Source organism: Asaia bogorensis NBRC 16594, from assembly GCF_001547995.1.
Classification (GTDB): Bacteria; Pseudomonadota; Alphaproteobacteria; order Acetobacterales; family Acetobacteraceae; genus Asaia; species Asaia bogorensis.
Map to the genome: position 1 here is coordinate 2279135 of NZ_AP014690.1, position 11262 is coordinate 2290396.

An 11262-nucleotide genomic window follows, 5' to 3' on the forward strand; every position below is an offset into this window, starting at 1 on the left:
AGATCGACGTGCCCGGTCGGCTTCCGGGCAGTTTCATGCTAGGACCCCCAGCCTTGACCCTATTCTGATGGATGACCCGATATGGCAGAGCACGCGCTGAAAAGTCCTTTCCTGAAAGAGGCTCAGGCTCGGGGCTATATTTTCCAGTGCACCGACCTTGCCGCGCTTGATGAAGCGATGAGCAAGGGCCCGGTGGCAGGCTATATCGGCTTCGACCCAACAGCGGACTCGCTGCATGTGGGCAATGCCCTCTCCATCATGATGCTGCGCCTGATGCAGAAACACGGCCATCGCCCGATTGCCCTCATGGGTGGCGGCACAGCCAAGATCGGCGATCCCTCGTTTCGAGACGAGGCAAGAGCGCTGATGAGCCCGGAAAAACTGGCGCATAATCTGTCCGGTATCGAGATCAGCCTGCGCCAGTTCCTGAATTTCGGCACCGGATCGAGCGACGCCATGCTGGTCAATAATGCCGACTGGCTCGATCGCCTGTCCTATATTGAATTGCTGCAGGATGTCGGCGTGCATTTCTCGATCAGCCGCATGCTGTCATTCGAGAGCGTCAAGCAGCGCCTGGACCGCGAGCAGGGCCTGACATTCCTCGAATTCAACTATTCCATCCTGCAATCCTATGACTTCCGCGAACTGAACCGGCGCTTTGGCGCCGTGCTCCAGATGGGCGGCTCCGACCAGTGGGGCAATATCGTTGCCGGCATCGATCTGGCGCGTCGCACGGATGGCAAGCAGGTCTTTGGCCTGACGACACCGCTGGTGACGACATCATCCGGTGTGAAAATGGGCAAATCGGCCAAGGGTGCCACCTGGGTGAGCGCTGAAAAATTGCCGGTCTTTGAATACTGGCAGTTCTGGCGCAACACGGAAGATGCCGATGTTGGTCGCTTCCTGAAGTTCTTCACGGATCTCCCCGTTGAGGAATGCGATCGTCTCGGCGCGCTTGAAGGGGCCGAGATCAACGAGGCGAAGAAAATCCTTGCCACCGAAGCCACGGCCATCTGCCACGGCCGCGACGCTGCGCAAGCTGCCGCCGAGACCGCACGGCAGACTTTCGAGGCCGGTGCCGTTGCCGCCGATCTTCCCTCGCGCGACCTGCCGCGCGCAGAACTCGAGGCTGGTATTCCGGCGTTCCGTCTGTTTGGCGAGTCGGGGCTGGTAGCGACAAACAGCGAAGCACGCCGCCTGATCAGGGGAGGCGGCGCAAGGCTGAACGATCAGCCCATTCAGGACGAGAACCGGATAATCGGTCCGGATGATCTTGCAGAAGGGGTGCTCAAGCTCTCCTCTGGCAAGAAGCGTCATCTGCTGCTGCGTATCGTCTGACCATTGCTCTCAGGACGTCCATGCGTCCTGAGGAGTTTTCCTGCCGCAGCGTTTCAATCTTTATGTTCGCCCATAGCCGCTCGGGGTAAGCACTGCTCCTTGCGTTCACCTGCGTTAGGCAGCCCCCCAAAGAACGTGGTTTCCTGTCAGCAGACAGTCAGACCGTGACCACAGAAAACGTCTCATAGGATAGCTGGTGGGCGGACCACGCCATTTCACGGTCGCCCACGACGGTCAGATAACGTTCTTCGTGGTTTCTGATGCCGCAGGTTGTTCCCCGGCACTGAGCGTGAATACGCCCCGGCGATGCAGACGCCCGTATATCATGGCCATCGAGATCGAGAAAAAAACGCCTGCCGAAAAGCGAAATGCTGGGGTAGGCGACCCTGTTGAGGTGGGTAAGGCTGACGGGAATCGCATCGCCTTCCATCCAGACTATGTTGGAGCTCGTAAAACGCCGTTCGCGTGATGAGTACCCCAATGTCCGGCCACGATGATCGAGCATGACGGGCATCCCTGCAATGACGTGGTCATTGCCACCAGGTGAGAATTCACCTGATGCATAGTAATCGATCAACCCCCGCAATAGAGCACGTGACTGGGGCACATAGCCTTTCTCATTCAGCGCAGCACAAACCCTGAATAGAAGCGTCTCGTCGCGCAGGATATCATCATACCGGAAATCGCGGCAGAACCTTTCGCTGGATAATATATCATAGACGAGCTTTGGAAATTTCCGGTATCCGCTCTGGATCTTGTTATACAGGTTCGTTGTGTTGGATCGGCGAAACCGGGATGTTGCGATCCTCAGATTCCGGGCACAGGACATGGTCGCATCCTGCTCGTTCAACATAGCGATCAACGCAACCAGGTTGGCGCTGCCCTTCAGGCTCTCATAGACGATATGCCCGGCGCTCGGCACGTTGATCGGAACGATCTCGGCTTGGGCGCCCTGATCCACGTAATCAAGAAGATGCTGTACGGTCGCGTTATCATCGACGTGACGGCGATCGAATAGCGTGAAGATCGTACCGTGCAGATCCTGCGGTTTGATGCCCATACCTCTCATGGATGGCGCGCATAGCGCCGCCCATTCAGGCAGAACATTCCCCTCTCGATCATCGATCGTCAATTGCGGCCCCAAAGCCAAAGTGCGTCTGGCACCAAGAATTCGTGAATATTTTATAGCGGCATAGGCCCCGGCTGAAAGACCGATCGTAATGACGCTGCGGTATCTCTCCTTGATTAGACTACAGATAAGACGCAGAGCCGTATGCATATTCTGCGAAGTGTACCAGTTTCTGACCTTAGTTGTGATACCAATACAGGAAAAATTGTCGCGCTCAACGATCGGCTTACCAAAATAAGATGCCGTGGCATTGGCCTCATGTCCAATGCCCATGAACGTTACAAGAACGTAATCGGAACGACCCTCGTTGAAATGAACGACGATATCATCACTATCGAAGAGAATTCTGGACGTCACTTCTGAACCCCGAAAAATATTTATTTAGTCGACAATATCTATTCTGGTTTTATGTTAAGTTTTTACTTGTATATCAACATATTATTTATGAAATCGGACATCATCGCCCCGACACGCAATCAGCCCACCGCTCGCACCACCCGATTGTTGGGAGTTGACCCCTCCTGACCCACATGAAGCCGTTGTCATCTCAGGTCATCTCTCTCGCATGACGCTGCACACTGTCGCACAGGTCAGAGCCTTGCGATCCTCAGGTTCGATATCCCGACAGTGAGAGAATGCATCATGCCCACCACTCCCGCTCAAAGACCTTGGCGTTACGCCCTGACCGATCTCACCGGACTGCTGTTTGCCGCGCTCTGGAGTATGAGAGGTCTTGCCGCCCTTGGAATTACCCCGTCTCATGGACTGATCATCACAGTCTCAATCTCCCTGCCGCTGGCTTGGGGGTTCCTCAGAAGAGACATCACACAGCATGACCCTGAGATCGTTCACGATCATCAACTGGCTCGCCGCACGCGCCGGGCGCGAGTCGCTCTTCTCGTTGCGGCAGGTGTGGTTTTATCGGCCGTCCATCGGCCTGACCTGATGCTTGTTGCCGCAGGCCTCGTTATCGGCGCCTCCTACCTGCCTCTGGGACGTGCCATGCGTGAGCCTGTGCATATCTACACAGGTGTTGGCATTCTCTTCGTGACTGCGGCCTCTCTCTTCCTGAATCAGCCGCTTCACAGTGTCGTCGCCGGGCTAGGGACAGCCAGTGCCTGCTGGGTGGGGGCGTTATGTCGGCTTATGCGCAGCAGGCTGATAGGCTCCCGTGAAGCCGAGGCCCCAATCCGTACCATCGCCTGATTCCATATCTTCCCTCCCAGCGTCAGACCAAGGCCCTGTCATGCCTATCACCCTCGGCCCCCGTTCCCGCACCGCCTTTCGCCGCAGTATCTCGGGCATCTACCTGCTTCTCTTTCCCCTTCCCTGGCTCACGCGTGGCGGAAGTTTGGCAGGAATCGTCGCCTTCATCGCGGGGGCGGCCGTATTTCTGGCGCTACCTTTTCTGCCAGGTCGACTTGCCGTGCCGATTGCAGTCAGGGCCCTGATCTATGCCTTCATAGGTATCCTGCTCATACCGTTCCACGGCTATTGGGGGGTATTCTTCATCTCGGCCGCAGCGACATGCGGTGCCATCACGAACCGGCGCCTCGGTCTCACGATGCTCGCCGTCATACTATGCATCTGTGCATCGCTGACATGGCTCGCCTATGAGGATCTCATTGGATGCCTGATCACGATTATTGTCGCCATCGGTACTTTCGCCACCATGGTGCTGTCGATGGATCTGCATCAGAGAAACGAGGCGCTTGCCGCGGCGCAGGAGGAGATACGCTCCCTCACCCTCATCGCAGAGCGAGAACGTCTCGCGCGTGACCTCCACGATACGCTCGGTCAATCTCTGACGATCATTGCGCTGAAATCCGAACTTGCCCATCGTCATCTGCCGCACGACACCAGCAAGGCGCAGGACGAACTGGACGAGATTGGTCAGCGAGCGCGCAACGCTCTGGCTGAAACGCGTCAGGTCGTATCGGATATGCGCGTGACCTCTCTGCGGGATGAACTCGCTTCTGGTGTCGTCGCATTGAATGACGCAGGAATATCCACGGAGACATCAGGCGAACCGGGGCTGATGCCCGCATACGCCGAGGCGGTCCTCGCCTTTGCCCTGCGTGAGGCGCTGACCAATATCCTGCGCCACGCCAACGCCGCGACCTGTCATATCGCATTCCGGCAACGCGCGACGGCGGTGTTCGAGCTTATGGTTCGTGATCAGACCGGGCTCCACCATGACAGCAATATTTTGTTATCATTCCGAGAAGGGAATGGTATAAGCGGAATGCGTCGCCGCCTGGCCGAGATCGATGGACGACTTGATTTGACCCCACGACCAGACGGCCTGACCCTCATCATCACGCTTGGAGACCTGTCATGAGGCAGAAGCTGCGCCTCGTTCTTGCCGAAGATCAGGTCATGCTGCGCGATGCCTTCGCGGCGCTTTTGTCGATGGAATCCGATTTCGAAATCGTGGGCAAGGCAGCTAATGGGCTTGAAGCCCTGACCCTGTCGCGGTCGGAGCGCCCCGATATCCTCCTCACCGACATTGAAATGCCGGGAATGAGCGGCATCGAACTGGCGGAAACCCTTCAGGCTGAGAAAGCCCGAACCGTGGTGGTGATTGTTACGACCTTCGCCCGCGCTGGCTATATGAAGCGTGCACTCAATGCAGGGGTCCGGGGTTATCTGCTCAAGGATGCGCCGTTGAGCGAGCTGGCTGGCGCTTTGCGTAACGTCGGGCGGGGAGGACGCGCCATCGATCCTGGTCTCGCGCAGCAGGTTTGGGACGCTGCTCATGATCCCCTGAATTCCCGCGACCGCGCGATATTGCGCCTGGTGGAGTCCGGACGCTCCAGCGAACAGATCGCAACATTCTTCGAGCTCTCGCCCGGCACGTTGCGCAACTGCTTTTCAGATATCATTCAGAAGATAGGTGCCCGTAACCGTGTCGAGGCGAGCCGTATTGCAAGGCAGAATGGCTGGCTCTGATCAACTCAGCAGCGTCACCACACGGCTCAGAACCTTCTTCTCGTCATAAAGCTGCGTGGCTCGATCCCGCCCGGCCTGCCCCATGGCGGTCCGCAAGGCCGGATTCCGCACGAGCTGGTTCAGTGCATCGGCAAGGGGCGCCGCCAGACCCGGCGGTACCAGAAATCCGGTTTCACCATGCACAACCTGCTCATTGGGTCCGCGGATATCGGTTGCTACCACTGGCAGACCACTCAGCATGGCCTCGATGACCGACATGGGGAGACCTTCAAAATGGCTCGGCAGTGCAAAAATATCCGCTGCAGCCAGCAGCCTTGACGTATCCTCGCGGTAACCCAGCAGGCGCAAACGATCTCCAAGAGCTGACGCGGCAGCAGCGAACTCGGTCGTCATGCTGTCGCCATGATCAGAGGCAAGACGCTCTCCCACGATCACAAGTATAGCGTCTGGCACGGCCTCCATCGCTCGCAATAATTCTGGATACCCCTTGTGGCGCACGATGCGTGATACTGCGATAACCACGATTGACGTGTCATCCAGACCAAGCGCCTCGCGATACGCGCGCCGGATTGTCTGATCAGGCCGGTAGAGCTGCGGATCACGACCATTTCCAACGGCTTTTGGCCAGGGGTGGATACGTAACCTCCGGGCATCGCGCGCTTCGGCATGCGATACGGTCATGTAGCGGTCGGTCACTTGTCCCGCCAGCCACTCCATCACGAAGGACAGAACCCGACGCCGCCAGGACCCCGGCTGGTTGAACAGATAACCGTGGCAGGTATAGGCGATGAGCGGCACATCGCACCACCAGGCGGCAATACGCGCCAGAAAACCGCTGATCGGCATATGGCCATGCACAAGATCAGGTCGGGTGTGCCTGATGAGCCGGATGATCGCTCTGAGCGCGCGCCATTGCGCAACCGGTGAGTAGGACCGCGCCATGGGGAGGGCATGCACGACAAAACCATCATCCCGAACGGGGACGAGATGATCCCCCTCGGCACAGCCACCCTCGACCTCATGTCCGGCTTCACGCAAGGCCCGCATCAGCGGGTGGATGAACTGCCGCATGGCGAAATCGACATTGGTGATTTCGAGAATACGCAATGCCGTTCCGCTGCCTGGCGGAATGTTGGCTTTCGAGCGCCTCTTTTTCATTCCGGTACACGCTCCATGACCCACTGAAGCACCTGACGGGAAGGTAGCGCCTCGACGACCGGCACGGCACGCTCGGGGGGGGCGTTGTTTCCGTCAGGGTCCGCGTCACCAGAGAGGTGTTCACAAGAAGAAGAGTCGGGCGCCGTCTGTGCATCGGGGGCGTCTTGCCCTTGCTCGACTGGTAACGCCTGCCTTGTCGATGCGAGACCATCGAGCTGCGCATCCGCCTGAAGAGCCTGATCCTGTGGAACCTGGTCCGGTTGAGCGACGGGTCTCACGACAATCTGGAAGGCCGAAACCGGTTTCTCGCCACCGGCATAAACGCTCTTCTCCAGCGACAGGGCCCCGCCTTCCTGGCGGAAACGCCAGATCATGCCACCTGCATGCATCAACACCTCATCACCATCAGGCGCGAGTTCAGCCGTTACGGAAGGATGCAGGTGAAAGCGCAGGGCGAAGGCAACGCGACGTTCGCCATCTACACATTCCTCGCCCCGCAGATCCTCCCCTGTCGGGCCAAGATAGAGGCGCCGGCGCCAATGCACACCAAAACCGGGATACCAGCCATCATGCTGGGCATCGACCCAATGGGCGCCGTCCTGACTTTGATGAGCCAGGGTGACATGGGCAGGACGGCGAATGATCGCGCCATCAGCCCCAATATCACAGCATGAGGTATTCTCGACCACGAGAGATGAATGAGCCGCGGTTTGACGCAGCGCATGCTTCCACGAGCCCCCGGCAGCGCCACCGCAATTCACAAAAAGGCGCTGGCGACCGAACGAAAACTCGAGAGACAGCGGGGCTGCGTGGGCATTGCGGTCATAGTTGACCGAAGGGGGCGCACCACCATCGACAAAAAGGAGGGCCTTGCCCGCCGCAATGCGCCAGAACCCGCCATCCGGCATGGCCGAGGCCAGAAGCCTCTGACGCGCACCATACTGGATGATCCTGTCTATCTGGCGATCATCCTGCTCCTTGCTACCATGAAACAGGGCCAATCCACCATCACCGTGCCTGAGCGCACGCAAAACGGGGCAGAGCCGTGCGAGGGCGTTCTGAACGGACTCCGACGGAGAGAGCTGCGCCATGCGCATGAACACACTGATCTCGGCCAGTTCCCGCGTCGCTTCCATTTGCGCCAGCGGACTACGCTCGCGCAGCGTACCATCAGGCAGGATCTGCCGCTCGATTTCCTGATCCAGAAAGCGATGAAAACGCTGCAGAAACCCGGTTTGCGAGGGTATGGCCACTGCGACGGAAAGCAGCCCCTTAAGCGCCGTGAAATTGCGCCACCCCTGTTCTGCGAGAGGCAGCATGATGGAAACCAACCGCCCCTCTACAAGGAGGCGATCCATCAATCGCTGCCTGAACCCCTCACTGGCTGACGCCGCGAAGAAATCAAAATGGCCAAGCCAGGAGGCCAGACGGGCACCTGTCGCCGTAGCATTGAGCACGAGGGGATCAATTGGCGGCTGATCGAGCCAGCTGCTGACGATCGAACGGGCATAGAGCCGGGCTTCGTCGCTCCCAAGTGCGCGCAGATCGCGCAGCCAGGTAAAGCCTTGCAGCCAGTCACGTGTTGCCGGGGAAACATCGGCATATTCCCAATCTGTCACACGCAGGGGTATGGACCGCCCCTCGAATCGGGCCGCGCCGCTAACGAGCAGGGCTCCATGGTCCGGGTTGCCGGGCCAGATATCCCTTATGGCATGGACAGGCCGGTCTGGCGCACGCGCAAGCCCCGGCACACTTGATGGAAGCCGGGCAAATGAAAGACGAGCTTCACGCGCCCAGCGTCCGAGCATGCCGGTATGTTCCCCCAGATCAGGTTATCAGGACAGGCTGCCAACCTGTCTCAAAGAGTTGATTGCTGCAGCATAATCATCCTGTCCATAGATGGAAGTCCCTGCGACCATCATATCCGCACCGGCACCCGTCGCGAGAGGCGCGGTAGCCAGATCAATGCCGCCATCGACGCCAATGCGGATGTCGCGCCCCGTCGCATCGGCCATCTGGCGCAGCTTGCGGATCTTGGGCACCTGGCTCTCGAGGAATTTCTGCCCCCCGAAACCGGGATTGACAGTCATGACCAGAATGATGTCGACGAGGTCGAGCAGATATTCGAGCGCTTCGGGCGGCGTGCCGGGGCAGATGGCAATGCCGGGCTTCTTGCCGAGGGCGCGAATATGCTGGAGCGTACGATGCACGTGCGGATTGTTCTCTACATGCACATGAATATGGTCCGCACCGGCCTTGGCGAAAGCCTCGATGAAGGCATCGGCCGGCTCGATCATCAGATGCACGTCAAAGGGCTTGTCGGTACGATTGCGCAGTGCTGCCACCATGCCAGGGCCGAATGTCATGTTGGGCACAAAATGCCCGTCCATCACATCCAGATGCAGCCAGTCGGCCCCATCGCGCACCACGGCTTCGACTTCCTCGCCCATGCGCGCAAAATCGGCGCTGAGAATGCTCGGTGCAATCAGGGGCGTTTTCAACTGGGGCATCGTTCTACCTTCTCTCTGTGTCGATCGTTCCGTATCGGGGCGCTCATCAGGCACAGCCCGATCGGGCGGCGCTCTCTGAACAATCCTTCTCAGGCCGTCTTGCGCAGCCTTGCAGCGAAAAAGCCATCCATACCGCCCTGCTCGGCCCACATGCCGGGATGAGTGCGGAATGTTCCCTGTTTTGTGAGCGTCTCTGGCATGGCCGCGAGCTCTTCAGCCGTAAAAGGCTCAAGCACCCAGCCGCGTTTGACTGCTGCTGCCACGCGCTGAGGACCTTCCTCATCCTGAAGGGAGCACACGGCGTAAAGCAGGATGCCGCCCGGCTTGAGCATGGCGCCAGCGGCATCGATCAGGCGATCCTGATCCTTCGCAAGCGCCAGCACGTCACGCGGGCGCTTGACCCACAGGACGTCCGGATGACGACGCAATGTTCCCGTCGCAGAGCACGGCGCATCGAGCAGAACCGCGTCAACTTTTTCTTCTGGCTGCCATTGCAGGGCATCGGCGATAATCACCTCGGCATCGAGCCTGAGGCGCTCAAGATTCTGCTTGAGGCGCCTGGCGCGCGTTTCCTCGCGCTCGACTGCATAGACCTTTGCCCCGGCCACAGCCAGCTGGGCTGTCTTGCCACCCGGCGCCGCGCAAAGATCGACAACGCTCTGTCCCGGCGAGATATTCAGCAGCCGCGCTGGCATGGTGGCCGCCGCATCCTGAACCCAGAACGCGCCTTCCTCGAAGCCTTCAAGCTCCGTCACCCGCGTCCCCGGTGCGAAACGCACACTGCCATTGGGCATCATCTCCCCGCCTTCCGGCGCCACAGCGCCCGGTTTCAGGGTCAGATCGATCGGCGCCTCGCGATGCAGCCCGGCCGCGATATCGCGAGCCCGGTGCCCCCAGGCCGTCCAGAGCCAGGCCGGAACATCAAGCCGGTCGGCATCAAGGCCCTCGGCCAGTTCGTCACCATCGCGCGCCACACGCCGCAGCACGGCGTTGGCAAGCCCGGCAAAGGGCGCCAGCCCACGACGACGCAGCAGGGAGACAATCGTGCCCACCGCAGCATGGGGTGGTGTCTCCAGATGACGCAGCTGTGCGACACCCATCAGCAAAGCGCAGCGCACGGGCGCAGGCGGCTCGCGCCGCAGGAGCGGTTGCAGCAATTCGGTCATGCTGCCCATATGCCGCAGCACGGTCGCCGCAAGCCGGTGAGCGCTTGCACGATCCCTTGGGTCGGTCAGCGGGCTGCGGTCGAGCGTCGTCTCCAGCATACGTCGATGCTCGACGACACCGCAGACAATATCGAAGGCCAGATCGCGTGTCGGATCGGCGGGAATCTGAGAAGGTGCTTTGGACATTGCCTTGCCAATGGCATTTCGCGAAGCGCCGCGCTACCCCTTCGTGCATCTTAACAGCAACAACTTGCGGATATGGCCATGACAAACGACACGCTCTCCTCCCGTCTCGACCGGATTCGTGCGCGTATCGATGCCGCCTGCCTGACAGCCCAGCGCCAGAGGGAGAGCGTACAGCTCGTTGCCGTCAGCAAGTTTCATCCGGCTGCCGCCATCGAGCAGGCCCTTGAGGCCGGGCAACGCCTGTTCGGCGAAAACCGCGTTCAGGAAGCCAGGGAGAAGTTCCCCGCCCTGCGCGAAACCTGGCCTGATTTGCGCCTGCATATCATCGGTGGCCTGCAAACCAACAAGGCGCTGGACGCATGTCGCGTGGCCGATTGCATTGAATCCCTCGATCGACCTGGCCTGGCGGATGCCATCGCCCGTGCCGGCGACCGCCTTGGCCGCCTGCCTGACCTGTTCGTTCAGGTCAACACAGGTGATGAGCCTCAGAAATCGGGTATCCCGCGCGAGGAGGCCGATGCATTCATCACGCTGTGCCGGACGCGTTTCGACAACGCTGTGAAGGGACTGATGTGCATCCCTCCCGAGGATGAGGAACCAGCCCCCCACTTCGCATACCTTGCACAGCTGGCGCAGGCTCATGGTCTGGCAGAGTGCTCCATGGGCATGTCAGCCGATTTCGAAACCGCGATCGCCCATGGCGCAACACTCGTGCGCGTAGGCACCGCAATCTTCGGCAGTCGTCCCACCATCTGATTTCGGCCACGCCATGCTTGCGGCGACAGGACGAATGATCGTATGGCAGGCTTTATGTCAGTGATCG

Annotated in this window: 10 protein-coding genes; 5 read left to right on the forward strand and 5 right to left on the reverse strand. The window is 59.6% G+C overall.

Annotated features, from left to right (window positions below; all coding sequences use genetic code 11):
- Window positions 1-81 precede the first annotated feature (81 nt).
- Window positions 82-1338, forward strand: coding sequence for a tyrosine--tRNA ligase (gene tyrS / locus Asbog_RS10190; protein ID WP_062165054.1), 1257 nt, complete (start codon window positions 82-84; stop codon window positions 1336-1338).
- 157 nt (window positions 1339-1495) lie between these two features.
- Here tyrS and Asbog_RS10195 read toward each other — a convergent pair whose 3' ends face one another.
- Window positions 1496-2824: a hypothetical protein gene (locus Asbog_RS10195; protein WP_062165055.1), complete on the reverse strand. Its 1329-nt coding sequence runs from the start codon at window positions 2822-2824 to the stop codon at window positions 1496-1498.
- 285 nt (window positions 2825-3109) lie between these two features.
- On the opposite strand from Asbog_RS10195, the gene Asbog_RS10200 reads away from it, so the two are divergent.
- Genes Asbog_RS10200 through Asbog_RS10210 form a run of 3 tightly spaced genes read left to right on the forward strand, consistent with a single transcriptional unit; the run spans window position 3110 to window position 5419 of the window.
- Entirely contained in the window at window positions 3110-3673 is a 564-nt protein-coding gene (locus Asbog_RS10200; protein WP_146926358.1) for a hypothetical protein, read from the forward strand.
- A 40-nt stretch (window positions 3674-3713) separates the two neighbouring features.
- On the forward strand, window positions 3714-4808 hold the full coding sequence (locus Asbog_RS10205; RefSeq protein WP_062165057.1) for a sensor histidine kinase: 1095 nt from the start codon (window positions 3714-3716) through the stop codon (window positions 4806-4808).
- Window positions 4805-5419, forward strand: coding sequence for a response regulator transcription factor (locus tag Asbog_RS10210; protein WP_031241364.1), 615 nt, complete (start codon window positions 4805-4807; stop codon window positions 5417-5419). Before Asbog_RS10205 ends, Asbog_RS10210 begins: the two co-directional genes overlap by 4 nt.
- Here the strand turns inward: Asbog_RS10210 and Asbog_RS10215 are convergent, their stop codons facing one another.
- The 4 genes from Asbog_RS10215 to Asbog_RS10230 all read right to left on the reverse strand — a co-directional run bounded on the left by Asbog_RS10215 (window position 5420) and on the right by Asbog_RS10230 (window position 10439).
- Window positions 5420-6526, reverse strand: a complete 1107-nt coding sequence (locus Asbog_RS10215; RefSeq protein WP_062165876.1) for a glycosyltransferase family 4 protein — start codon at window positions 6524-6526, stop codon at window positions 5420-5422.
- Between the two features lie 47 nt (window positions 6527-6573).
- Window positions 6574-8385: a heparinase II/III family protein gene (locus tag Asbog_RS10220; RefSeq protein ID WP_062165058.1), complete on the reverse strand. Its 1812-nt coding sequence runs from the start codon at window positions 8383-8385 to the stop codon at window positions 6574-6576.
- A 27-nt stretch (window positions 8386-8412) separates the two neighbouring features.
- The gene (gene rpe / locus Asbog_RS10225; protein ID WP_023979589.1) at window positions 8413-9087 is read right to left on the reverse strand and encodes a ribulose-phosphate 3-epimerase; all 675 of its coding nucleotides are present in this window, start codon (window positions 9085-9087) and stop codon (window positions 8413-8415) included.
- Between the two features lie 89 nt (window positions 9088-9176).
- Window positions 9177-10439, reverse strand: coding sequence for an RsmB/NOP family class I SAM-dependent RNA methyltransferase (locus tag Asbog_RS10230; protein ID WP_062165059.1), 1263 nt, complete (start codon window positions 10437-10439; stop codon window positions 9177-9179).
- A 78-nt stretch (window positions 10440-10517) separates the two neighbouring features.
- Here Asbog_RS10230 and Asbog_RS10235 point away from each other — a divergent pair, with 78 nt between their 5' ends.
- Window positions 10518-11195 (forward strand): YggS family pyridoxal phosphate-dependent enzyme, encoded by a 678-nt coding sequence (locus Asbog_RS10235; RefSeq protein ID WP_231944557.1) that lies wholly within the window; start codon window positions 10518-10520, stop codon window positions 11193-11195.
- Window positions 11196-11262 lie beyond the last annotated feature (67 nt).

Bases quoted from the DNA above. Each gene is read 5' to 3' on its own strand.
- tyrS (WP_062165054.1), top strand. From the start codon at position 82: ATGGCAGAGCACGCGCTGAAAAGTCCTTTCCTGAAAGAGGCTCAGGCT.
- Asbog_RS10200 (WP_146926358.1), top strand. From the start codon at position 3,110: ATGCCCACCACTCCCGCTCAAAGACCTTGGCGTTACGCCCTGACCGAT.
- Asbog_RS10205 (WP_062165057.1), top strand. From the start codon at position 3,714: ATGCCTATCACCCTCGGCCCCCGTTCCCGCACCGCCTTTCGCCGCAGT.
- Asbog_RS10210 (WP_031241364.1), top strand. From the start codon at position 4,805: ATGAGGCAGAAGCTGCGCCTCGTTCTTGCCGAAGATCAGGTCATGCTG.
- Asbog_RS10220 (WP_062165058.1), bottom strand. From the start codon at position 8,385: ATGCTCGGACGCTGGGCGCGTGAAGCTCGTCTTTCATTTGCCCGGCTT.
- rpe (WP_023979589.1), bottom strand. From the start codon at position 9,087: ATGCCCCAGTTGAAAACGCCCCTGATTGCACCGAGCATTCTCAGCGCC.
- Asbog_RS10230 (WP_062165059.1), bottom strand. From the start codon at position 10,439: ATGTCCAAAGCACCTTCTCAGATTCCCGCCGATCCGACACGCGATCTG.
- Asbog_RS10235 (WP_231944557.1), top strand. From the start codon at position 10,518: ATGACAAACGACACGCTCTCCTCCCGTCTCGACCGGATTCGTGCGCGT.